Here is a 24,653-nt window from a genome sequence, read left to right as displayed (position 1 = left end):
GGCGGACTAGCGCTTCGGTCGCTGAAGCGTGATCGTCAGCAGTGTGAGCAGCTTGTCTTCCGCACCGGAATCGACGAGTGCGACCTTGACCACCGAGTGGTCGTCGGCGTCGCGGACGATCGTGCCGTGCGACCGCGCCGGGCCCGTCTTCACCTGCGCCAGGTAGTGGACCTGGATGTCGGTGGCGACGAGACCGGGCCGCATTGCATGCGCGGCGGCCTCGCCGAGTAGGGCCTGTGCGCCGCCTTGGATGGTGCCGATGGAATTGGCGACGAATCCGGTGAGATCGAGCTCGAACTCGCCGTTGGCAGCGTCCACCTCGCGGAGATTCAGGCGGGAGAAGACGTCGTCGTCGATAGGGACCGGCGGGTATTCGCGAATCGTCCCGACCCACTGTTCGGGGGTGTACGACGCGACATCACCGTGGGTCGCGGCGGAGCGGGGGAGCCGCACGAACGTGACGAGACCGCGTGCGGCGAGGGTGAGGCCGCCCGTGCCGGGGGTGTCGATCGAGTTTGCGATCTCACGCAGATCGGTGACACCGTGCGTGTCGTACACGTCGGTCTCCACCAGGATCGTCTTCTTACCCACGCGGATCAGCTTGGCGTCGACCGCGATCGGCCCGGGACGCAGGAAGCCGGCGGCATGGATCGACAGATCCTGTGTCGCGGTCCAGTCGGGGGAGCCCACGACGAGAGCCGGGGACGACGCGACGATGTCGACCAGTGTCGTGAGGAAACCGAGCGATGCCGTGCCGCTGGGGTTGCACAGCTTCTCGGTGACGAGTGCGCCCATGATCGCGCGGTCCCTCGAAACCTGGAGCGATTTGATGCCGAAATCCGAGGTGAAAGTGTGGTCTGCGGACACGGTCATCCCTCCCAGTGCGGAAATGCCATTCTCATTCATGGAAATGACTCTTCCATAAAAGTGTGCGTAGCGGGAGGGCTACGTTCAGCCGCGGTGCCCCGACCCGTCGGCCGCCAGCCGGATGTAGAGGAGCTTGTCGCGCGCAGCCAAGGCGCTGACCTCGGGTGATCCGACACGGAACAGACTTCCGTTGCGCTCGATCCCGAGCACGATCTGACCCAGATGACGAGGGTCTTGACCCACCTCCTCGAGGTCCACAGCGCGCTCGGCGATGGTGAACCCCTCCTCCGGAGTCAGGATGTCCTCGATCATGTCGACCACGCGGGGAGAGCTCCGCGCGGCACCGAGGAGCCGGCCTGCGGTCTCCGACGAAACCACCACCGTATCCGCGCCGGAGCGGCGCAGCAGATGCGCATTCTCCGACTCGCGGATCGCGACGACGATCTTCGCGTTCGGATTGATCTCGCGGGCAGCGAGCGTGATGAGTACGGCGGTGTCGTCGCGGTTTGCTGCGACGATCACCGATGCCGCACGCTGTACCCCCGCGACACGCAGCACGTCCTGTTTGGTCGCCGAACCGTGCACGGTCACCAGACCTTGCCCCGCCGCACTCTCGAGGACCACGGGATCGGTGTCCACCACTACGATCCGCGACGGCGGAACCTCGTCGCCGAGCATCGCGTCGACCGCGGAACGGCCCTTGGTGCCGTACCCGAGGACGACCGTGTGGTCGCGGACTCGGCGTCGCCAGCTCTGGATGCGGAACGTCTGACGCGACGTCTCGGTGAGCGCACCCAGCGTCGTACCGACCAGCACGATGAGGAAGAAGACGCGCAGCGGCGTGATGACGAGGACGTTCATCAGTCGCGCGGACGGGGTGATCGGCGTGATGTCGCCGTAGCCGGTGGTCGAGAGCGACACCGACGCGTAGTAGAAGCAATCGAGCAACGACAGCTCGTTGTCCTGGGCGTCGCGGTAGCCGTCGCGGTCGATGTAGACGAGTGCGACCATCACCAGCAGGGCGACCAGGGCGTAGCCGATGCGCCGCACGATCGCGCGCGCCGGGCTGGTCGACATCTGGGGGACCCTCAGCACACCGACGAGAGCGAAGTCGGGGCGTTCCGTGAGCTGATCGGACCGGCTGAACCGGGCTCGCAACCTGTCAGGCATTACGTCACTCTTGCACGCGAGTGGCCGCTCCGTCGAAGTATCAGGTGACGACGATTTCGCGGAGGTCGGTTCGGATGGTGCGGTAGATCTCCACGAGGTCGGCATCTTCGCCGCGTTCGATGCGCCGGACCCAGGTGTCGAACGCGATACGCGAGACCACACCGGCCGATTCGACGAGTAGCCGCGCGAACGATTCGGAGCGGAGTCCGCGCAGGCGTTCGGCGACGCTCGTGGTGATGCGGCACATGGCCAGGGCATCGGCGGTGAACGCGGCGGCTCGCAAGTGGTCGTCGGAGGCGATGAGCCGGCGGGTGCGCAGAATGCGATCCCGCGTGGTCTCGGAGCCGGTCAGGAGCCGCTGCAGTGAGCGCTCGTAGAAGGCTTCGATGCCCGACAGGTTGATGTCTTCCTGCGGAACCGACCGAAGCCATTCGACGATGTCGGATTCGAGTTCGCGGTCCGGACCCCACACCGATTCCTCTTTGGTTGCGAAGCATCGAAAAAATGTGCTTGAAGACACACCGGCTGTTCGGGCAATCTCGTCGACGGTCGTAGCAGCGAATCCCTGGCGTTCGAACAGCGTCAGGGCGGCTTCGGAAATCTCGAGACGCGTCTCCTGCCTGCGCCGTTCTCGCAGGTCCGGGACACGTGCCTGGGTTTTCGGGGTCATCGGTGGGTTCCTTTCACCTCGGACCGCAGCGTTGAATGTCCGCGTCAATCTAACAGTGAAAATCAAGTTGACAGTCACTTCCAAGCCGGGCGAGACTTTCACGGTTGTCGCATTCGCGATCGATATACCCATTCAGGAAGCAATCGGATATGCAGTCACCTCAGTTGGAAGACCAGGCCGACGTCGGTCGCGAGGGCGATCTGGAGCCGGGCAGCAAGGTGCTGATCGGTGTCCTCGTCGTCGCGGCATTCGTCATGATCCTCAACGAGACGATCATGAGCGTCGCGCTGCCGCCGCTCATGGTGGATCTCGACATCACCGCGAGCACCGCCCAGTGGCTCACCACCGGCTTCATGCTCACCATGGCGGTCGTCATCCCGATCACCGGCTATCTGTTCGAGCGGTTCACGCTCCGCCAGGTGTTCATCGCGTCGATGAGCGTGTTCAGCCTCGGCACACTGCTCGCAGCGTCCGCACCGGGATTCGAACTGCTCCTCGCCGGTCGCGTGACGCAGGCCGCAGGCACCGCCATCATGCTTCCGTTGCTGATGACGACGGTGCTGCGCGTGGTGCCCGCCCACAAGCGCGGCGGCATGATGGGCATCATCTCCATCGTCATCTCCGTGGCTCCCGCTATCGGCCCCACCATCTCCGGGATCATCCTCGACGCCCTCGACTGGCGCTGGATGTTCTGGATCGTCCTGCCCATCGCACTGATCGCGTTCGCCATCGGTGTCGTGCTGGTCAAGAACTTCACCGAGACCAGGAAGGTCCCCCTCGACGTCCTGTCGGTCATCCTGTCGGTCTTCGCATTCGGCGGCATCGTCTACGGCCTGAGCAGTATCGGTCATTCGGCGGAGGAGTCGAGCATCCCGGTGTGGGTGCCGCTCGTCGTCGGTGTGGTGGCGTTGGCTGTCTTCGTGCTGCGCCAGCTGTCGCGGCAGAAGGACGGACGCGCGCTGCTCGACATGCGTCCGTTCGGTTACCCGGTGTTCAGCATCGGCCTGGGCATGGTCGTCGTCAGCATGATGGCGATGTTCGGCGCCTTGATCCTGCTGCCGCTGTACCTGCAGAACGTGCGCGGTCTCGATACCCTCGAGACCGGTCTGCTGTTGCTCCCGGGCGGCCTGGCGATGGGTCTGCTGTCGCCGTTCGTCGGACGCGTCTACGACCGCATCGGTGCGCGCCCCCTCGTCATCCCGGGCGCCGCTGTAGTCAGTGCGTCGCTGTGGTTGATGACGCTCCTCGACGCGGAGTCGTCGACGCCGCTGATCGTCTGCGTCCACGTGATGCTGATGCTCGGTCTGGCATCGGTGATGACGCCGCTGATGACGTCGTCGCTGGGATCGGTGCCGTCGGAGCTGTACTCGTACGGCAGCGCGATCTTCAACACCGTCCAGCAGCTCGCGGGTGCGGCCGGTACAGCGCTGTTCATCACCGTGATGACGGTGACCGCCACGTCCGCCGCATCCGAAGGTGCCAGCGAGCTCGCTGCGAACCAGGACGGCATCCACACGGCGTTCCTGTGTGGTGGCATCGTGTCGCTGCTGGCGGTGGTCGCGGCGTTCTTCATCCGGAAGCCCGCGACGACGCTCGCCGAAGCGAAGTAAGCGGGCCTGTTCAGATGTCGAGGAAGACGGTCTCGCGTCCGCCGTCCGGGGTGTCCTGCAACCGGATATCCAAGGTGTAGACGGGCTTTCCGTCGCGTTCGCTGCGCGTGGCGATCAGCGTATCGCGGCGGACCTCCCACTCGATCGAACTCAGCAGTGGGTCTGCGGCGTTGGCGTCGGGCTCGTCGTCGAAGTAGAGACGGGTGTGCAGGCCGACGTTGATGCCGCGCGCGAACAACACCATCAGCACGTGCGGGGCCTGGGTGTGGCCGTTGTTGCCGGGCACGGGGCCGGGCTTGACGGTCTCGAACGTGTAGACGCCCGTGTCGAAGTCACCCCCGGTGCGGCCCCACCCGCGGAACGACGGATCGACGTCCTTGTCCTGGGTGTCGCCGGGGTGGGCGTACTTGCCGGTGGCATTTGCCTGCCAGATCTCGATGAGCACGTCGCGGACCGGGGTTCCGGAACCGTCGAATACGCGTCCCTCGAGCGTGATTCGCTCGCCGCGTGTATCGTCCGTGACGAGCACGTTGCCGAAGTTGTTCTCGAAGATGTCGAATCCGGCCTGCTGCGGCGCAAGACCGATGTGTACGTACGGCCCGCCGGTCTGCGAGGGGGTCTCGGGGCGACGCTGCACCATGGGCAGCGGTGTGAGCGGCTGGTTCATGGTGGCTCCCTATGCGTTCTCGAAGAAGGTGGCGCGGCGGCCACGCAGCGTGATGTCGAACCGGTAGGCGCGGGCGTCGAACGGGGCGTCGTTCGCAGTGTCGGCCTGGGCGATCAGGCTGCGCACCTGGTCGCGGGAGGGGATGGTCGCGGCGATGGGGCACTGCTCGATCAGCGGGTCGCCTTCGAAATACGACTGCGTGATCAGGCGCTGCGCCCAGCCGTCGCCCATGATCGAGAAGTGGATGTGCGCGGGACGCCACGCGTTGGTGCTGTTGCCCCACGGGTACGGGCCCGGCTTGATGGTGCGGAAGAAGTAGTAGCCGTTGTCGTCGGTGAGCATCCGGCCGCAACCGCCGAAGTTCGGGTCGATCGGCGCGAGATGGTACGAATCCTTCTTGTGCCGGTAGCGGCCACCGGCGTTGGCCTGCCATGCTTCGACAAACGCGCCCTTCACGGGATTTCCGAACTCGTCGCGGACATAGCCGTGCATGATGATCCGCTCGCCGATCGGCAGACCGCCGTGCGCGAAGTTGAGGATCAGGTCGTTGTCGAGTTCGCCGAGTTCGCGTGCGGTGATCAGCGGAGCGGTCTTCTCCGACACCGTGTTCCGCGGTGAGATGAGCGCATTGCGCGGCGAACGCAGGACCGACGTGCGGTAACCCGGCGTGAGCGCCGGGGGATGCTGCGTGTGGTCGCGTTCGACGAACTCGCCGTAGGCGCTTCTTCCAGCGATGCTCATGAAGCCGCTCCTGTCGTGGGCTGTGGGTTGCATCTACGCTATGTGCGCCGAACGCTCATGTAAATTGACGATTCGGGTCGAGTTGCATAACTTGAGGTGATGGATCTTCACGGCCGTGTCCGGTTACGGCACCTGACCTGCTTCGTCGCGGTAGCGCACGAACGCCACGTCGGTCGTGCCGCCGAACGCCTGCACCTGAGCCAGCCCGCCGTCACCAAGACCATCAACGAACTCGAGCTGCTTGCGGGGATGAAACTGCTGGACAGAGGCCGTCACGGCGCCGTCCCCACCGCCGCGGGTGAACGCTTCCTCGACCACGCCGAACGCGTCGTCCAGGCCTTCGACACCGCGGTCGCGGGATTGGCGGGCGCCGGCGAATCCGAGCACACCGCCGTGCGTATCGGGGCGTTGCCGTCGGCGGCGTCGGTGCTGCTCCCCGGGGTGCTCGGAGAGCTGCGCGTGCAACACCCCGAACTCGACGTCCGCCTGCGCACCGCCACCAACACCGAACTGCTCGCGGCGCTGCGCGCGGGTGACGTGGACGTGATGATCGGGCGGATGAGCGACCCCGAGACCATGGCCGGCCTGTCGTTCGAGCTGCTCTATGCCGAGGCGCTCGCATTCGTGGTCCGCCCCGGTCATCCGCTGGAGGGCACGCGGGCAACGTTCCCCGCGATGTGCGAATACCCGCTGGTCGTCGGGGCGGCCGGCACTGTTCCACGACACCACACCGACGTGCTCCTGCGACGGCACGGCCTCGAACTACCTCCGGGCACCGTCGAGACCCTCGACGTCGCGGTCGCCGCCGCATACACGCGCGAATCCGACGCCGTATGGGTGGCTCCCGAGCGCGTCCCGGGTCGGGACATCGCCGACGGAAGGCTCATTCGGCTGCCCGTCGACACCGTCGGCACGGCCGAAACGATCGGTGTCATCCGCTCGGCTGCGGCGACGTCCGCTATCGTCGACGACGTTGCTGCGCTGTTGCGCCGAGCCGGCCATCGAACAGTCAGTACGTGAAACCACGTTCTGGCACAGCTTTTCCGAGCGCACCCGAACCGATCCCGAGGTCTCCGATGTCACACCCCCACCAGGAATCCACCCGCGGGCCGTTGTTCGATCCCGTCTTCGGGGCCGACGACATGGCACCCGAGGTGTCGGACCGCGCGTGGATCGGAGCGCTGCTCGAAGTCGAGGCCGCGATCACCGCGGGCGCCGTCGGGATCGGGCGTGCGACCGAAGCGGACGCCGCCGCCGTGGCCGTCGCCGCCGCCGAACTCGCCCGCGACCTCGACCCCGCCGAGCTCGGTGCTCTCGCCGCGGCGGGAGGGAATCCCGTCATCCCGCTCGTGAAGCTGCTCCGCGATCGCGCCGATGCCCCCGCGACTGCCGTCCACGTCGGTGCAACCAGCCAGGACGTCATGGACACCGCGCTGGTACTCCTCGCGCGTCGTGCCGGACGACGCATCCTCGACCACCTCGCTGCCGCTGCCGACGCGGCCGCTGATCTTGCACGAGCGCACCGCGCGACACCCATGATCGCGCGCACCCTCGGCCAGCAAGCCCTGCCCACCACATTCGGCGCCCTCGCCGCCGGGTGGCTCACCGGACTCGACGACGCCCACACCGAACTCGACCGCGCACTGTCGGCGCTGCCCGTGCAGTACGGTGGCGCCGCAGGCACGCTCGCCGCTGTCGCACCCGACGGCATGTACTTCGCCGACGACCTCGCCGACCGGCTCGGACTCGCGCGCGCCGTTGTTCCTTGGCATACGGTGCGCACTCCGGTGATGCGACTGGCAGCGGCGCTCGGTGTTGCGGCAGGCGCGGTGTCGAAACCCGCGACCGATGTGGTGCTCATGGCCATGACCGAGGTCGGTGAGGTATCCGAAGGATCGCCCGGTGGTTCATCGGCCATGCCGCACAAGCGAAATCCCGTGGCGGCCGTTGCGGCGCGGGCAGCTGCACGTCGTGCGCCCGGGCTGGTCGCGACCGTATTGTCGTCGGCCGATCACGAATTCGCTCGCGCCGCAGGGGCGTGGCATGCGGAGTGGGAAGCAGTGACCGACCTGCTGCGCCTGACCGGCGGCGCTGCACAAAGACTTTCCGTGTGCCTCGGTGGACTGCGCGTGCATGTCGACGCCCTCGACCGCAACCTCGGGCTCACCGGGGGAGCGGTGCTCGCCGAGAAAGTGGTGAGCGCACTGTCGCGACACGTCGACGATGCACGAGCTGTCGTCACCGCCGCCGCCTCCTCCGGAATCCCGCTCGACGCAGACCCGCGCATCACCGCGCACCTGTCGGCCGGCGAACTGGCCGAACTCCTCGATCCCACCCGCTATCTCGGGCACGCCGCCGATGTCGTCGACCGTGCCCTGGCCCGACACGAAGGACGGTCATGACTTCACTCGCCTATGAACGACACGGTGATCCTGCGGCCCCTTCGGTGCTGCTGCTGGGATCGCTCGGTTCCGACCGGCGGATGTGGTCGCCGCAGATCGTGGCGCTGTCGCCGATCGCCGACGTCATCGCGGTCGACCATCGCGGACACGGTGAATCCGATCCTGTCGCAGGCGCTTACACGGTCGCGGAACTCGCGGGGGATGTGCTGGCGTTGCTCGACGAGCTGGGTGCCGGCGCGGTGCACGTCGTCGGCCTGTCATTGGGTGGTGCCGTGGGCCAATGGCTCGCCGCCCACCGCCCGGAGCGCGTGCGGTCGCTGACCCTGCTGTGCACGGCCGCCGCGTTCGAACCATCGCAGCAGTGGCGTGACCGCGCGGCGACGGTCCGCACGGACGGAGTGGGGTCGATCGCCGAGCAGATCGTCGGGCGTTGGTTCACGGCCGAGCTGGCGGAGCGCGACCCGGATCTGGTCCAGCGACACGTCGCGATGGTGTCGGCGACATCGAACGACGGATACGCCGGGTGTTGTGAGGCGCTCGCCGAGTTCGACGGACGCGCCGACCTCGCGCGAATCGTCGCACCCACGCTCGTGATCGCGGGTGCCCAGGATCCGGCTACCCCACCCGCGGTCATGCGTGAACTCGCCGACGGTATCGCCGACGCCGACTTCCACATCCTCGACCCCGGCGCGCATCTGGTGAACGTCGAGCAGGCAGGTCGCGTGACGGCGCTGATCCGTGCGCACATCACCGGCTCGGAGCAGGTGGGTGCGTATCGTTCGGCAGCGGTCGAGGTGGGTATGCGGATGCGACGTTCGGTGCTCGGGGATGCGCATGTGGACCGTGCGATGTCGCAGGCCACCGCGTTCACACAGCCGTTCCAGGACTTCATCACCCGCACCGCCTGGGGCGATATCTGGGCACGACCCGGCCTCGATCACCACACCCGACGGCTGCTCACCCTCGCGATCCTCACCGCAGTGGGTAACGAGCACGAACTCGACATGCACATCCGCGCCGCGCTGCGAGCGGGCGTGGATCCCGGTGAACTCATCGAGGTCTTCCTCCACACCGCCGTCTACGCGGGTGTGCCGAACAGCAACCGTGCCTTTGCGATGGGGAAGCAAGCGTTGGCCGACCTCGAGGGCTGACGTCGTGACCGTGAAGCACGCAACGCAAAGGTGAGGCTCGCAACGCCGATGGTCGACCATTAACGTTGCGAGCCTGACATAAAGGGTGCGAGCCTCAGCCGAGCAACTCCCGCAACACCGCGGCAAAGCCTTCCGGGTCACCGGGGGTGCCGTATCCGTCGGCCGTGAACCCGGCGTGGCCGCCGGGAAACATGGTGAGCTCGACGCCCAGCCGCCGCGCGACCTCCGCTGCTGCGCGAGACCCGACTCGACCACAGAACATCGGCCTGCGACGGAACAACTCGACCGCCGATACCCACACGCCGAATCCCGGACCCGGAAATACTGGAGAGCGTCCGAGTTCACCTCGACCGAAGGACCGAATCGTGACCAGCTCCGACGACATGACGACCGATCGTGTTCTGATCGACCTGTACAAGGACCTTCACAGACATCCGGAACTCGGGTTCCAAGAACATCGCACTGCTGCGATCGTGGCCGAGCGATTGAGTGCTCTCGGGTTCGACGTCACCACCGGTGTCGGGAAGACCGGAGTGGTCGGGGTGTTGAAGAACGGCGCCGGCCCGACCGTGCTGCTTCGGGCCGACATGGACGCCCTCCCCGTCAAGGAGGAAACCGGTCTCGACTACGCCAGTACCGCTACCGCCGTCGACGAGCACGGCGAGTCGACACCGGTTGCACATGCCTGTGGCCACGACATGCACACGACGTGCCTACTCGGCGCAGCGCAGATTCTCTCCACCGACACTGCGAGCTGGTCAGGCACTCTGCTGCTCGTCTTCCAGCCGGCCGAAGAGCTGGGCGCGGGGGCCCAGGCAATGGTCGACGACGGGCTGTTCGTCAGGTTCCCCAAGCCGGATGTGGTCCTGGGTCAACACGTGGCGCCGCTTCCCGCAGGGAAGATTGCCGGACACCCGGGGCTTTCGTATGCGGGGTCGGATTCGCTGCGCGTGCGGGTCGTGGGTAGAGGGGCCCACGGGTCGATGCCGGAGGCATCCATCGACCCCATTGTCATAGCGGCCGAGGTGGTCCTGCGTCTGCAGACGATCATCTCGCGTGAGATCCCGAGCACGGCGACTGCAGTGCTCACGGTCGGCTCCGTTCATGCCGGAAATGCGGCCAATGTCATTCCCGGTGAGGCGGAGCTCCAACTGAACATCCGCAGCTACGACGCGGGGGTACGGAAAAAGATCCTCGACAGCGTCGACCGTATTGTTCGCGGTGAATCTGCGACAGCGGGAGCCCCGGAAGAACCTGAGATTACCTCGATCGAGCGGTTCCCGGTGGTCACGAACGATCCTTCCGCCCTGAACAAAACGTTGGATGCCTTCGCTACGTGGTTGGGGGAAGACAAGATCCTCGACCCGGGAGCGGGCGCGGGCAGCGAGGACGTCGGAGTGCTCGCCACGAGTGCGGGTGTGCCCCTGGCATATTGGCTACTCGGCGGAGCCGACCCGTCACTGTTCACTACGGGCGACATGACGGATCCCGCGCTGCTCCAGGTGCCCTCGAACCACTCGCCGCACTATGCGCCGGTCATCGAACCGACGATGACGATCGGGGTCACGGCCTTGGTCACCGCAGCACGAACCTGGTTGCCGACGACATAGCCGAGTGCCGACGCGAACCCCCCACTACCACCCTTCCGGATTCTACAACCGTCCATATGGATTGTTACAGTGGTGTGCGTGACCGAAGAACAGACTCTTCCTTCCCGCGCCGGACGTCGCGAATGGTCGGCCCTGACCGTCCTCGTCCTCGTCGTGGTGTTGATCGCGGTCGACAACACCGTGCTCTACCTGGCTGTGCCGTCGATGGCCGCCGACATCGCCCCGACTTCGACGCAGTTGTTGTGGATCGGCGACATCTACTCGTTCGTGCTGGCAGGTCTGCTCATCACGATGGGCAACCTGGCTGATCGCATCGGCCGTAAACGGTTGCTGCTCATCGGTGCTGCAGGGTTCGGTGTCGCATCCGTGATCGCGGCGTTCGCGCCCAACCCCGAAACCCTCATTGCTGCACGCGTTCTGCTGGGCGTGGCAGGCGCGACGCTGATGCCGTCGACGCTGGCGATCATTCGCGCCACATTCCTCGACGCGAAACAACGCACGACGGCGATCGCGATCTGGGCGATGGGCGCCACCGGAGGCGCCGCGATCGGTCCGCTCGTCGGCGGTGTCCTGCTCGAGAACTTCTGGTGGGGTTCGGTGTTCCTGATCAATGTGCCGGTGATGGTGATCGTGCTGGTCGCCGGGCCGATCCTGCTGACCGAGTCGCGTGGTAGCTCTGCTCAGACGATCGACGTGCTCTCCGCATTGTTGTCGATCCTCGCCATCGTTCCGGTGGTGTATGCCGTCAAACACTGGGCCGGTAGTGGACTTGACTGGAGTGTTCCGGTCACCGCGGTGTTCGGGCTGATCATGGGATATTTCTTCGTGCGCAGGCAGATGCGACTGCCGAATCCGCTGCTCGATCTTTCGCTGTTCCGGATGCCCGCATTCTCGGGCGCGGTGGCCGCCAACGGCATGGCGATCTTCGCGTTCCTCGGGCTGCTGTACTTCTTCTCGCAGTATCTGCAGCTCGTCCGCGAATACGGTCCGCTGAAGGCCGGGCTTGCCGAATTGCCGTCGACGATCGCATCGATGATCGTCATTCTGTTTGTCGGTGCACTCGTGGCACGTATGGGAACCGGTCGCGCGATCGGGCTCGGGCTCGGGGCAGGGGCGATCAGCCTCGCCGGGCTCGGCCTGACCGTTTCGATGTCCAGCTATTGGGGCCTCGGTATCTCGCTGGTCCTCCTCGGCCTCGGCGTCGGTATCGCGATGACACTGTCGACCGACGCCGTGGTCTCCGCGGTTCCCGCGGAACGTGCCGGAGCCGCATCCTCGATCGCGGAGACCGCTTACGAGCTCGGCGGAGCCTTGGGGATCGCGGTGCTCGGATCCGTTCATCTGGCGATGTACCGGTCGCATCTGGATCTGCCCGCAGGCACCGACCCGTCCGACGCGGCGACCGCCGAAGATTCGCTGGTTTCGACTGTCGCGACCGTCCTCGACCCGATCGTGGTCGACCATGCCCGGTCCGCGTTCGCGACAGCGGTGCAGACCACGTCTTTCGTCGCCGCGGTGATCCTTGCGGTGTCGGCCGTGGTGGCCTGGCGTGTGATCCCTTCTCCGCGGGGTGCGACAGTAGGGACCCATGAAGCGCACTGATCAGGTGGTCACCCGAGACAAGGAACGGACCCGCCGAGCGATCCTCGACGCTGCCGAGCAGATGTTCTCCGAGCGTGGGTCGAAGGTAAGTCTCGCCGATATCGCTGCTGCCGCGGGGGTGACCAAGAGCGGGTTGATGCACCACTTCCCGAATCGGGATGCCCTCGTCTACGGCGTGATCGAACACGGCATCGTGCGCATGTGGGAGGAGGTGCACGCCCACATCGAGTTGTCGGAGAACAAGTCCGGCAAATTCACCCGAGGTTATGTGCGTGCACTCACCGGCGGCAGCGACTACCTCATGGACATCTTCAATCCTGGGACGTTGATCGCGACGCTCGGGAGTTCCGCCGAGGTCGAAGCGCTGTATGGGCGTGATGCCGAGAAGTGGGACGCCGCATTCGCTGCCGACGGCTTGCCGTGGCCACGTGTATTGGTCATCCGAGCGGCTGCGGAAGGACTGGCCATCGCCGCGGCGAGCCCGTATCTGTCCAGCGACGACCTCGCTCTCGCGCGTGCGGAACTGCTGGCGCTCACAGACGAGCCCTGAACGTGCGGAATCGGAGCCAGGTTGCGAGCTTCAGCGAGCGACGTTCTGCGAGCGTCCCCGCCCGATGACGTCTGCACGCCGATCCGCGACACGGTCGGGCGTGAAGCTCTCCAACCACGCCCGCGATGTTGCGTTCTCGACCCGCAGGGCGGGGTCGACGAGGTGCTCTTCGGCCCGGCGGTACGACGCGAGCAGGGTGCGGACACCGGGCTGATCGTTGCCAGCGATCGTCGTGGCGAGTTCGAGGGCGGTGTCGAGGAGGGCGTCGTGCTCAACTACTTCGGTGACCAGCCCCACGCGCAGAGCTTCTTCGGCGCCGACGAAATTTCCGGACAGGCTCATGCGCCGGGCGAACCCGCGACCCACCGCGGCGGGCAGGCGTGACGTCAGGCCCCAGCCCGGGAGTACACCGACGCGGGCATGGGTGTCGGCGAATCGTGCCCGCTTCGAGGCGATGAGAATGTCGCAGGCGAGCGCGAGTTCGAGGCCGCCGGTGATGGCGGCGCCGTTGATCGCACCGATCACCGGCTTCGTCAGGGGCGCCCAGGGATGCCCGACGGGAACGTCGTCGTCCTCCACCTTCAGGAGCGTGTTGCCGCCCGATCCGAGTTCTTGTAGGTCGAGGCCCGCGCAGAAGGCGGGGTCGGAGCCGGTGAGGATGACGACGCTTGTCCGGTCGTCGGCGTCCGCTGCGGCGAGTTCCGCGCGCAGGGTGTCGATGAGCGCCGAGCTGAGCGCATTGCGTTGCTGCGGTCGGTTGAACGTGAGAACGCGGACGGGACCGCGTTGTTCGACGAGCAGGATCGATTCCGACACAACTTCTCCTCAGTGCTCTCGTGCTGCGACTTGACCTCTGTCTACCCGACCGGAGACGTTCGGCGCTATCGGGGCCGGGGCAGTCCGCGCAGCACCTCCAATACCCGGTGGAGTGCGGGAGCGATGTTGTCGCGTCGCCACGCGAGCGCGATCGGAAGTACCGGGCCGCCGTCGAGCGGGATGTACTGCACGCCGTCGACGGTGATGTGCGCGGTCGACGACACGACGACGGCGATCCCCACCCCCGCGCCGACGAGGGCCAGGAGGCTGTACGGGTCGGGGGCTTCACGAGCGATGGTCGGTGCGAATCCCGCCGAGGCGCACACGGTGAAGGTGGCGTCGCGCACGAGTGAGCCGTGCGCTGCGGGATAGACCACCAGCCGCTCACCTGCGAGATCGCCGGGTTCGAGAGTGTCGCGGTCGGTGAGTCGATGCCCGGCCGGTACCGCGACCATCAGGGATTCGTGTCGCACGGTCTCGGTGGCGAAGTCGTCGGGGACGGGGAGACCGACGATGCCCATGTCGAGCAGGCCCTGGGCGACGAGATCGAGCACCTCACCCGAATAGGTCTGGGGGCGTAGATCGAGTGCGATGCCGGGATGGTGATCCGCGAGCGCCCGGGTCAGTTCGGACAGCACGGTGTAGCCGCTCGCGCCGCCGAATCCGGCGCTGACCACGCCGGTCTCTCCGGCCGCGGTCGATCGCACTACCGCGCGTGCCACCTGGAGCTGGGCTGCGATTACCCGCGCGGGGGCCAGTAGTGCGGTGCCTGCGGCGGTGAGCTGCACCGATCTGGTGGTGCGCTCGAACAATCGGGCGCCGAGCTCTCGTTCGAGGGTGCGGATCATCTGGCTCAGCGGCGACTGTGCGATGTGCAGTCGTTCCGCGGCGCGTCCGAAATGCAGTTCCTCGGCAACGGCGAGGAACGCCTGCAGCTGACGGAATTCCATGTCGCCTCAACTCAGTGGAATATCCACATAATCATGTTGAATTAAGTCTTGGACTTTACACGATCGCCCGTCGATAGTGATACACGCCTCATTCATTCGCGGACATGGCCCGCACGACACGCCTCGGAGTGCATCGTGAATCCAACCCCAGAGCACACCGCGCACGACACCAGAGCTGCGCGCCGAGCCGGCGTGACCGCCTTCGTCGGCACCACGATCGAGTGGTTCGACTTCTACATCTACGGCACGGCGTCCGCGCTGGTGCTGGGCAAGCTGTTCTTCCCCGATGTCTCCCCGGCAATCGGCACGCTGGCCGCATTCGCGACCTTCGCGGTCGGATTCATCGCACGACCACTCGGCGGCGTCGTCTTCGGTCACTTCGGCGACAAGTTCGGACGCAAGAACGCCGTCATCACCACCCTCGCGATCATGGGCATCGGCACTGTCGGCGTGGGCCTGCTGCCGACCTACGCCCAGATCGGTATCTGGGCGCCCATTCTCCTGGTCCTGTTGCGCGTGTTGCAGGGCATCGCGATGGGCGGGGAATGGGGAGGTGCCGTCCTCATCGCCACGGAATTTGCCCCACCACGCAAGAAGGTGCTCTACGGCGCGTTCGCTCAGCAAGGATCACCTGTGGGCAATCTCCTTGCGACAGTGGCCTTCCTCGGCCTGACCGCGATGTCCGATGCCGCATTCGAAGGCTGGGGTTGGCGGATCCCGTTCGTTGCCTCCGCCGCACTGGTGGTCGTGGCCCTCTACATCCGGCTGCGGATCCAGGAAACCCCCGAGATGAAGGCGGCAGTCGAGTCCCAGGAGAAGAAGCGTCTTCCGCTGGCCGAGGTGCTCAGCACGCACAAGACGGTCTTGCTGCTCGGAGTCGGTGCGGTGGTCGCCGGTGTCGCGATCACCTACGTCAAGACGACCTTCGCGCTGGCCTGGGCCACGACGGATCTCGGATTCGACCGGGGCGACTTTCTGCTCGTCATCACCCTCGCGCTGGTCGCGCAGGTCATCGTGCAGCCGTTCGGCGCCATCCTCGCCACCCGGATCGATGTGCGTCGAGCAGTGCTGTGGATGTTGATCCCCGAGCTCGTCGTCCTGCCGCTGATGTTCGTGCTCATCCAGACCGGCTCGCTCACCTGGGCGATCATCGGCATGGTCCTCGCAACGGCGCCGCACGCGATGTACTACGCGGCGCTGGCGGGCATCCTCGCGCAGGTGTTCCCCACTCACATCCGTTACACGGGAATCTCGCTGTCGTACCAGCTGTCGACGGCAATCTTCGCGGGTACAGCTCCGATGGTCAGCCAGTTCCTGCTCAATCGCACCGGAACGATCTGGCCGGTCGTCGGACTCGGGCTCGGATACGTTCTGCTCTCGCTGGTCTGCATGACAGCGCTCCTGCGCCGATCGGCCACCGCGTCCGGTGCCGACGCCGAACCTGCGGACCCCGCGCCCGCCCGCGCACCCGCTGCCACCCACTGACTTCCGCCGAGAACACACTGCCGAAAGGACGACGATGAACTACGCACACGAGGATCCCGCACTCCGGGCAGTGCTCGACCGGTGGATCGACGAACCCGACCGTGAACTCACCGAGCGTCTCCTCGACCGCCTCGGCGCCGACGCCGCACAGCGACTCGATGCACTCGCCGCCACCGCCAATGCGCACCCCCCGACACTTCGCCAATACGACTGCGACGGCGAGCGCATCGACACCATCGACTACCACCCCGCCTATCTGGAACTGTGCCGCGCCGCGTACTCGGAGTACGGACTCTCTGCGCTCTCGCATCGCCCTGTTCACGGCTGGACGGACGTGCCCCCGCATCTCGTCAAGTACCTCGCGTCCTACCTGTTCGTGCAGGCCGAGTTCGGGCTCGCATGCCCGGTGTCGATGACCGATGCCGCTGCCCGCACGCTGCGCATGTTCGGTGATCCCGACGTGTTCGGGCCCTACATCGACGGACTGACCTCCACCGACCCGGACGCGGCGCTGACCGGCGCGATGTTCATGACCGAGACGCAGGCCGGAACCGATATCGCGCAGACCGAGACCCGCGCCGAGCGCGACGGCACGGCGTGGCGCCTCACGGGCCGTAAATGGTTCGCCTCCAACCCGGACGCCGACGTCATCGTCACGCTCGCTCGGTTCCCCGGCGGCACCGAGAACTCCACGCGCGGCGTGGGAATGTTCATGGTGCCCAAGCGACTTCCCGACGGAACGCGGAACTCCTACACGATCGACCGGCTCAAGGACAAACTCGGCACCCGCTCGATGCCCAGCGGTGAAGTCACGCTGCACGGCGCATACGCCCTGCAGGTCGGCGAACTCGACCGCGGTTTCCGTCAGATGACCGAGATGCTCAACACCTCCAGGCTCTCCAACGCGATGCGTTCCAGCGCGCTCATGCGCCGCGCGCTGCGGGACGCGGTCGAACACACCCGGGTTCGGGAAGTGTTCGGCAAGACCCTGTTCGACCAGCCACTCATGCGCGCGACACTGCTGCCGCTCGCACTCGACGCCGAGGCAGCACTCGCACTCGTCGCCTACAGCGGAGCCACCCTCGACCGTGCCGACCGCGGTGACGACGCTGCACGCAGCATCGTCCGGATCCTCACCCCCGTCGCGAAGCACTACATATGCAAGCGTGCGCGCACTGTCACCGGCGAGGCGATGGAGATCCGCGGCGGCAACGGGTACATCGAGGACAGGGTGTTCGCGCGGCTCGTCCGCGACTCGCACCTCGGGTCCATCTGGGAGGGCTCGAGCAACGTCATCGCCCTCGACGTCCTGCGCTCCATGCGCAAGAACGGTGCACACCGAGTCCTGGCGGTAGCGATGCGCGCGATCCTAGAATCCGCGGGAGGCGACTGCGCACCCGCCGTCGCGGAACTGTGGGAACGGTGGGATGCGCTCGAAGCCAAGGGGGAGGAACTGCTCGCGAGCGACGACGTGCGCGCTCAAACCCTCTGCGCCACCTACACGGACGATCTCGCGCGCACCGTGATGGCCACCCTGCTCGTCGACCTCGCGTCCGACCGCATCGCGCGTGGTCGCGGATACCGGTCGCTGCTGGTGGCGAACGCCTATCTCAGCGGCCTTGCCGGCGAACCGAATGCCGTCGCGCTGGCACACCTCGATGCCGTCGTCGACGGCACCGACATCGACCCGTCCGTTGCGCACGCCGCGGCGACGGACTCACTTGCAGGAGCACGCTGATGACCGAGAATCCCGTCACCGGACCGGCGCCCCTCGCCGGAGTCAAAGTGGTCGATCTGTCCAAGATCCTGGCCGGACCGTACGCAACGATGTCGTTCGCCGACCTCGGCGCCGACGTGACCAAAGTGGAGCATCCCGACGGCGGCGACCCCACACGCACGTGGGGCCCCCCTTTCGTCGGGGACGACGCCACCTACTATCTCGCGGTCAACCGCGGCAAGAAGTCGGTGACCCTCGACCTGAAATCGGAGGAAGGGCAGCGGATCGTCCACCGGATGCTCGAGGACGCCGACGTCGTCGTGGAGAACTTCAAACCGGGCAGCGGACTGCAGAAGATCTTCGACTATCGCGCACTGTCGGAACGGCACCCGCATCTCGTCGTCCTGCACATCTCGGCGTTCGGCGACGAAGGACCTTTGGCGGACCAGCCGGGCTACGACATGGTCGCGCAGGCCGCAGGCGGGCTGATGTCGTTGACCGGCGAGCCGGGTGGCGCACCCATGAAGTCCGGTTACGCGATGGGTGACCTCGGCGCAGCCCTGTTCGGTGTGATCGGCGTGCTCGCGGCCCTGGTCGAACGGAGCCGGACGGGACGTGGCCAGTACGTCACCACATCGCTGTTCGAATGCCAGCTCGCGATGCACGTCAACTGGGCGACCAACTACTTCGCGACGAAACAGCGCCCGCATGCCCTCGGCTCCGCGCATCCCAATCTTGCTCCGTACCAGGCATATCCGGCCAGCGATGGCTATTTCGTCGTCGCCGTCGGCAACGACGGATTGTGGGATGCCCTGTGCCGGGCGATGGGTCGCGCAGAACTTGCGATCGACCCGCGGTTCCACCGCAACCGAGACCGCATCGAGCACCGCGACGAACTCGAGCAGGTGCTCACCGAGGCATTCGCCGCGAATACCGTCGAGTACTGGTGCCGGGTACTCGAGGAACACGCGGTGCCGGTCTCGCCGATACGACACCTCGACGAGATCTACGACGACCCGCACACCGCCGCGATCGGCATGATCGGCACCGTCGACCACGCGTCGGGCCCACTCGAACAGATTGCCTTCCCCGTCAACTTCGGGGGAGCGCGTCCACCGCTGCGTTCGGCGCCGCCGGCGCACGGCGAGCACACCGACGACGTGCTGGAGAGGTATCGGACCGTCCCCGTCTGACATTTGTCCTGATTCGGGTGTCGGTAGCGTCGCCATGTGCAGGAAGATCCCTATGTGCCCTGATCAGCTCGCTGCCTCGTGCATTTAGGTGGTCTGTGGTGGTCTCGTTGATAGGCAGTGGCAATGCTGTACTGGCGGCTGGCTTTTCAGGGTCATCTCCGCCGCCCAACGTCGATTGCGGACAGTGGGAGATAGATGTGGACGCTCAGATGAGTGTTGCGTTGTATGCCGCGAGGTGGGATCTGATCAACTCCGTCCCGGCGCGGTCATCGAGCTTGATCGGGCCCCGGGACACGGTCATCAGGTCATGCAGCCTCACGCCTCCATGGGGTGTGATTGTCATGATGACAGAGAACTTGTCCTCGTCGTTGCGTGCCCGGTACTTGATGCCGAGCGCGCCGTCGGTCCCGCGCAGGATGGATGCTGCCCAGTCTCGGGTGGTCCGGTAGTCGACGGGGTCGCATTTCGTCAGCCAGGTGTCTTGGCCGATCGCTGCCAGATGAGAGCCGTGCAGCAGTGCGACCGGGACATCGTCGGTGACGGTGACCTGGGACAGGAGTCGACCGGCCAACTTGGTCTTCCTCAGGATTCTGGGAACGTGATCATCCAACGGCAGCGACCGGCAGTAGGTCTCCGCGATGCACGTGGAGATGTCCTCCCCGAAATAGCTGTAGTGGTACGACCCGTCGGACGAGTCGAACCGTCCGCCTCCCGCTCCCGCCGGGGTCGGGTTCAGGGTCAGGGCCCCCCGGTTCGGGTCGCCGGAGTGGATACGCCAGAGCGTGGTTCCGGCGGTGAGCGACCCGATGTGCGCGGTGACTGATGCCGGTGGTGGGCGGTTAGGCAATGTCGTCCGCGATCTCGGCATCCAGCAACGCGCGCACGGCGTCGAGCGATCCCTCGTTCAGAAGTTGGGCCGGAGACTTGCGGTCTTCGGCCGACGGGTTGGGTGAGAGCCACCATGACGCGACACCCCACGGGTCATCTCGGGCGCCGAGATTCACGTTGCCTTTCCGCGCTACCTGATTCGCCTCGTCGGACTGCGAGAACTGAAACTCCGGATACCGGAACTTCCCGGCCCGTTTGAGTCCGATGACTTCGCCTTTGGCGCTGAGTTTGCGTAGCGCATCGCTGGGGTTGGTCCAGTTCTTGTTGTACTGGTTTGCGACCTCTTTGGCGGACAGGTGCGGGAACGACAGGATGTGTTCGACGGCGTCGCTCAGGACTGTCTTTTCGTCGAGGATGTCGTCCGATTCGATGAGTTCGAGGATCGGGTCGTCTCGATCGATCCGTCCGGCGAGCATGATGCGGGTGACCCTGTCGGCGATCAGGCGCATGCTTGGTCTCCTGTACAGCTCGGCTCGCATCCGGGCGATGAATTCGTGGTCGCTTGTGCTGCTGCGCTGTGGTTGTGGATCTGGCTGGTAGCTCGAGCCTGAGGTCTTGTGTGCCATGTCCCTCCTCGGTGCCCGGACGGGTGCCCTCAACAAGATTCTATATAGAATTCTACTGTAGATTGATCGGGAGGTGGCAGGGCGCGGAAAGAGCTCCCACTGTCATTGAGCCCACCTGACCTTGCCGGGTACCTGGACCGCTGCCGGCAGGCGCAGTGCGGGCGCCGGTGGGAAGCACTGTGATCGCCGCCGCGGGCGCGGGGGCGCGCGGAGGTCGCCTTCGTGGTAGCCGAGATGCCGGAATCCGCTCGGTGTGCACCGGCCACGGGTAGCTGATGTTCGATTCGATGTCGACTTTGCGCAAGGCCTCGATGACGGCGTCGCTGGGTGGGTGTTGTTCGGGCTGGTGCCCGGCAGTCGGAACCCTCCGGACTGTTCGAGGTCGGACAGCAGCCCTTCATGGCGTCGGGCGACGGCGTTGCGGCCGGCCGTGTAGTGGTCGAGGCGGGTCAGCTTGTGCCCCAGGATGTCCGCTTGCACCTCGCGGAGGCGGGAGTTGTGTCCGGATGAGGGGCGCTCGTACCGCGCGTCCCCGTCTGACATTTGTCATCGTGATCTTGTGACAGGCGGGGATCGCGGCGCACCCCGCGACACAGCAGACTTCTGATCATGGACAACATGGATGGCGCAGCCATCGAGCTGCGCGGCGTCGTCAAGAGTTTCCGGCCTCGTGGCGGCGACGAGGTACGCGCCGTCGACCACCTCGACCTGGCCGTGCAGCGCGGCGAAGTCGTCGCGCTGCTCGGCCCGAACGGCGCGGGCAAGACCACCACCCTCGACATGGTGCTGGGCTTCACCGAACCCACCGCCGGAGTGGTGTCGGTCTTCGGGAAACCGCCACGGCACGCCATCGCCGCAGGCCAAGTCTCTGCGGTACTCCAGACCGGAGGGCTGCTGCGCGATCTCACCGTCCGTGAGACCGTGCAGATGATCGCCTCCACCTTCCCCGAGCACCGCGACGTCGACGAGGTCCTCGAGCGGGCCGGGGTCGCGACACTTTCGGGCCGCATGGTGTCGAAGTGCTCGGGCGGTGAACAGCAACGATTGCGCTTCGCCCTCGCCCTGCTACCCGACCCCGACCTGATCGTCCTCGACGAACCGACCGCAGGGATGGACGTCGGAGCGCGCCGCGACTTCTGGACGACGATGCACGCCGAGGCCGACCGAGGACGCACCGTTGTCTTCGCCACTCACTACCTCGAAGAGGCCGACTCGTTCGCGGATCGCATCGTGATGGTCGCCGGAGGGCGCGTCGTCGCCGATGGCCCGACCTCCGAGATCCGCGCGCTCGCCACCGGACGGATCGTCTCCGCCGACATCGCCGACGGACGCGAGGACGACGTGCGCGCGGTGTTGGCGTTGCACTCCGGTGTCGCGGGTATCTCCGTGATGGGCAACCGGATCGAAATCAGGGCAACGGATTCCGACGACGTGGCCCGCACGCTCCTTGTCGACCTCGGTGCCACCAACCTCGAAATCACCGGTGGTTCGCTCGAAACCGCGTTCCTCACACTCACCGAGAAGGTGCCCGCATGACAACTACGTTCATCCGCCTCGAATTGCGCCGCAAGTTCCGTGATTACGTGAGCGTCTTCTTCATCGCGATCCTGCCCGCCTTCTTCTACATCATCTTCGGTGCATCGCAGTCGTATTCGTCCGAATCGGCCGGCCACGGCAACGTCGCCATGTACATCATGATCTCGATGGCCGCATACGGCGCGGTCACCGCGACCACCGGCATCGGCGGGATGGCCGCCGTCGAACGCATGCAGGGGTGGGGACGTCAACTCGGTCTGACGCCACTGACGGATGCGGGATTCGTCGCGATGAAAGCGACCGTCGCGCTGATGTTCGCCGCCATTCCCATCGCACTGATCTTCATCCTGGGTGTGTTCACGGGAGCATCGGGGGAGTGGAACGCCTGGATCCTGAGTTCGATCGCCGTGCTAGTCGGTGCCGCCGTGTTCTCCGTGTACGGCCTGATGTTCGGCCTCGCATTCCGATCGGAGGCCGCTGTCGGCGCCGCGAGCGGCAGCCTGGTGGTTCTCGCATTCCTCGGCAACATCTTCATTCCGCTCTCCGGCGCCATGCTCGCCATCGCGAAGTTCACGCCGCTCTACGGCTACGTGGCGCTCGCCCGGTACCCTCTGACCGAGGGCGTCCTGATCGACAGCAACGGCAACCCCCTACCTGCCGAACCGCTGTGGGTACCGGCGCTCAACTTGTCGGTGTGGGCGGTGATCTTCGTGGTTCTCTCGACCTACCTGGTGAAACGAGGGCGGGGCCGGCAGTGACCGAAAGCGGACGAACGGACGAGGACCCGTGGGCTCGGTTCGGATGGTTCATGGCCACCGTGTGGCTCCTGTTCCTGATCTACCCCCTGTCCGAGGTGGTGACCACAGGATCGGCCCTCGGCAGGACGCTCGGCAGTGCGGGCATCGCCGCATTCGCGATCGTGTACATCCACGGATTCCGTTCGCTCTATACCGAGAAGGCACCCCCGGCCCGTATCGCGGCCATCCACCTACCGCTACTGGTGCTGCTGATCTGCGCCGTGAGCCTGCACATCGGTACGGCCGCACTGGGTATGGGTGCTTTCGTCGTGTCCTTCGCGATGTTCACGCTGACGTTCGTGCCGAGGATGATCGTCCTCGCTGTCGTCGCCGCTGTATGCCTGCTGGTGCCGTGGTGGAACGGCACCCTTCGTGACGATTTCTTCTATACGTTGATCGTCGTGCTGGTGGGTGGGATCACCGCGGTGATCCGCGCAGTCGGCGACCGCGACGACGAATACAACGCACTGCGCAACGAACTCGTGATCGCCGACGAACGCGACCGCGTCGCCCGCGACGTGCACGACGTCCTCGGCCACAGCCTCACCGCAGTCACCGTGAAAGCCGAACTGGCCGAACGACTCGTCGACGTCGACCCGCAACGAGCGAAAGCGGAGCTCGCTGCGATCCGTTCCCTCACCCGCGAAGCCCTCGGTGAAGTGCGGGCCACGGTCACAGGGCTGCGTGTCGCGCGGCTCGGCGACGAACTCGACCGCGCAGGCACCGCACTCGGCGACGCCGGGATCGACGTCGAAATACGCGGCGACGCCTCCGTCGTCGACCCCCGCTATCGCCTTGTGCTCGGCTGGGTGCTGCGAGAAGCGGTCACCAATGTGGTGCGGCACAGCAACGCGTATCACTGCAAGATAGACCTCGACGGACATTCGTTGCGCGTCACCGACGACGGTGTGGGCACCGACGGCATTCGCGAGGGCAACGGCCTGCGAGGTCTACGCGATCGAGTCCGATCGGCAGGCGGGAAGTTCACCGTCGGTACAGGACCCGCGGGGGCAGGCACAGAGCTGAAAGTGGAGTTCGGATGATTCGCGTGTTGTTGGCCGACGACCAGGCACTCGTGCGCGGCGCGTTGGCAGCCCTGCTCGGACTCGAAGGGGACATCGAGGTCGTCGCCGAAGTAGGCAGAGGCGACGAGGTCATCGCCGCAGCACGGTCGAGCAACGCCGAAGTGTGCCTGCTCGACATCGAAATGCCGGGGCTCGACGGGATCACGGCGGCCGGGGAACTCGCCCGCGAACTACCCGACGTGCGGTCGCTGATCGTCACCACCTTCGGCAGACCCGGTTACCTTCGCTCTGCCCTCGAAGCGGGTGCGTCGGGGTTCGTCGTCAAAGACACGCCCGCCGCCGAACTCGCCGAAGCGGTGAGGCGAGTTCGGCGAGGCGAACGTGTCGTGGATCCGGCGCTGGCCGCCGAGTCCATCGCCGGTGGCAACAACCCCCTCACCGACCGCGAACGCGACGTGCTGCGCGCGGCATTGGACGGTGTGCCCGTCGCCGCGATCGCCTCAGCTGTGCACCTGTCGCAGGGGACGGTGCGCAACTACCTGTCGTCGGCGATCGGGAAGACGGGGACGACGACGAGGGTCGAAGCGGCACGGCGAGCCCAGCAGAACGGGTGGATCTGAGCGTGATGCCCGCGCTCGGG

At 66.0% G+C, this 24,653-nt stretch carries 25 protein-coding genes; 14 read left to right on the top strand and 11 right to left on the bottom strand.

The genetic code is table 11. The features are described from left to right. Window positions 1–6: 6 nt before the first annotated feature. From ACSYG9_RS04495 to ACSYG9_RS04485, 3 genes are read right to left on the bottom strand one after another with little or no spacing between them, the layout of a single operon-like run. A complete protein-coding gene (locus ACSYG9_RS04495; protein ID WP_440126005.1) occupies window positions 7–906 on the bottom strand; it encodes a hypothetical protein in 900 nt (299 codons plus the stop codon). Between the two features lie 45 nt (window positions 907–951). Further along, the gene (locus ACSYG9_RS04490; RefSeq protein WP_440126004.1) at window positions 952–2,037 is read right to left on the bottom strand and encodes an NAD-binding protein; all 1,086 of its coding nucleotides are present in this window, start codon (window positions 2,035–2,037) and stop codon (window positions 952–954) included. A 40-nt stretch (window positions 2,038–2,077) separates the two neighbouring features. Further along, window positions 2,078–2,707 (bottom strand): TetR family transcriptional regulator, encoded by a 630-nt coding sequence (locus ACSYG9_RS04485; protein ID WP_440126003.1) that lies wholly within the window; start codon window positions 2,705–2,707, stop codon window positions 2,078–2,080. A 149-nt stretch (window positions 2,708–2,856) separates the two neighbouring features. Between ACSYG9_RS04485 and ACSYG9_RS04480 the strand changes: the two genes are divergently transcribed. After that, window positions 2,857–4,317, top strand: coding sequence for a DHA2 family efflux MFS transporter permease subunit (locus ACSYG9_RS04480; protein WP_454841333.1), 1,461 nt, complete (start codon window positions 2,857–2,859; stop codon window positions 4,315–4,317). 10 nt (window positions 4,318–4,327) lie between these two features. On the opposite strand, the gene pcaG is transcribed toward ACSYG9_RS04480, so the two are convergent. Together pcaG and pcaH are read right to left on the bottom strand one after the other, a co-directional pair. Further along, a complete protein-coding gene (gene pcaG / locus ACSYG9_RS04475; protein ID WP_454841331.1) occupies window positions 4,328–4,984 on the bottom strand; it encodes a protocatechuate 3,4-dioxygenase subunit alpha in 657 nt (218 codons plus the stop codon). A 9-nt stretch (window positions 4,985–4,993) separates the two neighbouring features. Beyond that, window positions 4,994–5,725, bottom strand: coding sequence for a protocatechuate 3,4-dioxygenase subunit beta (pcaH, locus tag ACSYG9_RS04470; protein ID WP_054719276.1), 732 nt, complete (start codon window positions 5,723–5,725; stop codon window positions 4,994–4,996). Between the two features lie 99 nt (window positions 5,726–5,824). On the opposite strand from pcaH, the gene ACSYG9_RS04465 reads away from it, so the two are divergent. The 3 genes from ACSYG9_RS04465 to pcaDC are packed head-to-tail and all read left to right on the top strand — an operon-like array spanning window position 5,825 to window position 9,278. Further along, window positions 5,825–6,745: a LysR substrate-binding domain-containing protein gene (locus ACSYG9_RS04465; RefSeq protein ID WP_454841329.1), complete on the top strand. Its 921-nt coding sequence runs from the start codon at window positions 5,825–5,827 to the stop codon at window positions 6,743–6,745. A gap of 56 nt (window positions 6,746–6,801) precedes the next feature. Then, the gene (locus tag ACSYG9_RS04460) at window positions 6,802–8,127 is read left to right on the top strand and encodes a lyase family protein (protein WP_454841327.1); all 1,326 of its coding nucleotides are present in this window, start codon (window positions 6,802–6,804) and stop codon (window positions 8,125–8,127) included. Continuing rightward, the gene (gene pcaDC / locus ACSYG9_RS04455) at window positions 8,124–9,278 is read left to right on the top strand and encodes a bifunctional 3-oxoadipate enol-lactonase/4-carboxymuconolactone decarboxylase PcaDC (RefSeq protein ID WP_454841324.1); all 1,155 of its coding nucleotides are present in this window, start codon (window positions 8,124–8,126) and stop codon (window positions 9,276–9,278) included. The genes ACSYG9_RS04460 and pcaDC overlap by 4 nt, the downstream gene beginning before the upstream one ends. Window positions 9,279–9,372: 94 nt before the next feature. On the opposite strand, the gene ACSYG9_RS04450 is transcribed toward pcaDC, so the two are convergent. Beyond that, window positions 9,373–9,663 (bottom strand): hypothetical protein, encoded by a 291-nt coding sequence (locus ACSYG9_RS04450; protein WP_454841322.1) that lies wholly within the window; start codon window positions 9,661–9,663, stop codon window positions 9,373–9,375. On the opposite strand from ACSYG9_RS04450, the gene ACSYG9_RS04445 reads away from it, so the two are divergent. The 3 genes from ACSYG9_RS04445 (at window position 9,662) to ACSYG9_RS04435 (ending at window position 13,040) form a co-directional block, all read left to right on the top strand. After that, the gene (locus ACSYG9_RS04445; RefSeq protein WP_454842882.1) at window positions 9,662–10,888 is read left to right on the top strand and encodes an amidohydrolase; all 1,227 of its coding nucleotides are present in this window, start codon (window positions 9,662–9,664) and stop codon (window positions 10,886–10,888) included. The genes ACSYG9_RS04450 and ACSYG9_RS04445 overlap by 2 nt on opposite strands. 78 nt (window positions 10,889–10,966) lie before the next feature. Further along, window positions 10,967–12,490 (top strand): MFS transporter, encoded by a 1,524-nt coding sequence (locus tag ACSYG9_RS04440; protein WP_454841320.1) that lies wholly within the window; start codon window positions 10,967–10,969, stop codon window positions 12,488–12,490. Continuing rightward, window positions 12,477–13,040 (top strand): TetR family transcriptional regulator, encoded by a 564-nt coding sequence (locus ACSYG9_RS04435; RefSeq protein WP_440125995.1) that lies wholly within the window; start codon window positions 12,477–12,479, stop codon window positions 13,038–13,040. The genes ACSYG9_RS04440 and ACSYG9_RS04435 overlap by 14 nt, the downstream gene beginning before the upstream one ends. A 30-nt stretch (window positions 13,041–13,070) precedes the next feature. On the opposite strand, the gene ACSYG9_RS04430 is transcribed toward ACSYG9_RS04435, so the two are convergent. Both ACSYG9_RS04430 and ACSYG9_RS04425 read right to left on the bottom strand, forming a co-directional pair. Beyond that, window positions 13,071–13,856, bottom strand: coding sequence for an enoyl-CoA hydratase (locus tag ACSYG9_RS04430; protein ID WP_440125994.1), 786 nt, complete (start codon window positions 13,854–13,856; stop codon window positions 13,071–13,073). A 65-nt stretch (window positions 13,857–13,921) separates the two neighbouring features. Beyond that, window positions 13,922–14,806, bottom strand: coding sequence for a LysR substrate-binding domain-containing protein (locus ACSYG9_RS04425; RefSeq protein ID WP_454841317.1), 885 nt, complete (start codon window positions 14,804–14,806; stop codon window positions 13,922–13,924). 135 nt (window positions 14,807–14,941) lie between these two features. Here ACSYG9_RS04425 and ACSYG9_RS04420 point away from each other — a divergent pair, with 135 nt between their 5' ends. Genes ACSYG9_RS04420 through ACSYG9_RS04410 form a run of 3 tightly spaced genes read left to right on the top strand, consistent with a single transcriptional unit; the run spans window position 14,942 to window position 19,201 of the window. Beyond that, window positions 14,942–16,291, top strand: coding sequence for an MFS transporter (locus ACSYG9_RS04420; RefSeq protein ID WP_454841316.1), 1,350 nt, complete (start codon window positions 14,942–14,944; stop codon window positions 16,289–16,291). A gap of 34 nt (window positions 16,292–16,325) precedes the next feature. After that, entirely contained in the window at window positions 16,326–18,029 is a 1,704-nt protein-coding gene (locus ACSYG9_RS04415; RefSeq protein ID WP_440125991.1) for an acyl-CoA dehydrogenase family protein, read from the top strand. Continuing rightward, window positions 18,029–19,201 (top strand): CaiB/BaiF CoA transferase family protein, encoded by a 1,173-nt coding sequence (locus ACSYG9_RS04410; RefSeq protein ID WP_454841314.1) that lies wholly within the window; start codon window positions 18,029–18,031, stop codon window positions 19,199–19,201. The genes ACSYG9_RS04415 and ACSYG9_RS04410 overlap by 1 nt, the downstream gene beginning before the upstream one ends. 205 nt (window positions 19,202–19,406) lie before the next feature. Here ACSYG9_RS04410 and ACSYG9_RS04405 read toward each other — a convergent pair whose 3' ends face one another. The 3 genes from ACSYG9_RS04405 to ACSYG9_RS04395 all read right to left on the bottom strand — a co-directional run bounded on the left by ACSYG9_RS04405 (window position 19,407) and on the right by ACSYG9_RS04395 (window position 21,198). Beyond that, entirely contained in the window at window positions 19,407–20,048 is a 642-nt protein-coding gene (locus ACSYG9_RS04405; RefSeq protein WP_454841312.1) for an RES family NAD+ phosphorylase, read from the bottom strand. Further along, complete coding sequence (locus ACSYG9_RS04400) at window positions 20,041–20,538, bottom strand: hypothetical protein (RefSeq protein ID WP_454841310.1); 498 nt, start codon at window positions 20,536–20,538, stop codon at window positions 20,041–20,043. The genes ACSYG9_RS04405 and ACSYG9_RS04400 overlap by 8 nt, the downstream gene beginning before the upstream one ends. A gap of 219 nt (window positions 20,539–20,757) precedes the next feature. Beyond that, entirely contained in the window at window positions 20,758–21,198 is a 441-nt protein-coding gene (locus tag ACSYG9_RS04395; RefSeq protein WP_454841309.1) for a DegT/DnrJ/EryC1/StrS family aminotransferase, read from the bottom strand. Window positions 21,199–21,273: 75 nt separating this feature from the next. Between ACSYG9_RS04395 and ACSYG9_RS04390 the strand changes: the two genes are divergently transcribed. Genes ACSYG9_RS04390 through ACSYG9_RS04375 form a run of 4 tightly spaced genes read left to right on the top strand, consistent with a single transcriptional unit; the run spans window position 21,274 to window position 24,633 of the window. Further along, window positions 21,274–22,191, top strand: a complete 918-nt coding sequence (locus tag ACSYG9_RS04390) for an ABC transporter ATP-binding protein (protein ID WP_454842880.1) — start codon at window positions 21,274–21,276, stop codon at window positions 22,189–22,191. Beyond that, a complete protein-coding gene (locus ACSYG9_RS04385) occupies window positions 22,188–22,949 on the top strand; it encodes an ABC transporter permease (RefSeq protein ID WP_454841307.1) in 762 nt (253 codons plus the stop codon). Before ACSYG9_RS04390 ends, ACSYG9_RS04385 begins: the two co-directional genes overlap by 4 nt. After that, window positions 22,946–24,031, top strand: a complete 1,086-nt coding sequence (locus ACSYG9_RS04380) for a histidine kinase (RefSeq protein ID WP_440125985.1) — start codon at window positions 22,946–22,948, stop codon at window positions 24,029–24,031. Before ACSYG9_RS04385 ends, ACSYG9_RS04380 begins: the two co-directional genes overlap by 4 nt. Next, complete coding sequence (locus ACSYG9_RS04375; protein ID WP_440125984.1) at window positions 24,028–24,633, top strand: response regulator; 606 nt, start codon at window positions 24,028–24,030, stop codon at window positions 24,631–24,633. Before ACSYG9_RS04380 ends, ACSYG9_RS04375 begins: the two co-directional genes overlap by 4 nt. Window positions 24,634–24,653: the final 20 nt, after the last annotated feature.

This window comes from Rhodococcus sp. SJ-2 (assembly GCF_053750035.1).
The sequence above is the reverse complement of the archived record's forward strand: the minus strand, read 5'-3'. Positions and strand labels throughout refer to the sequence as shown.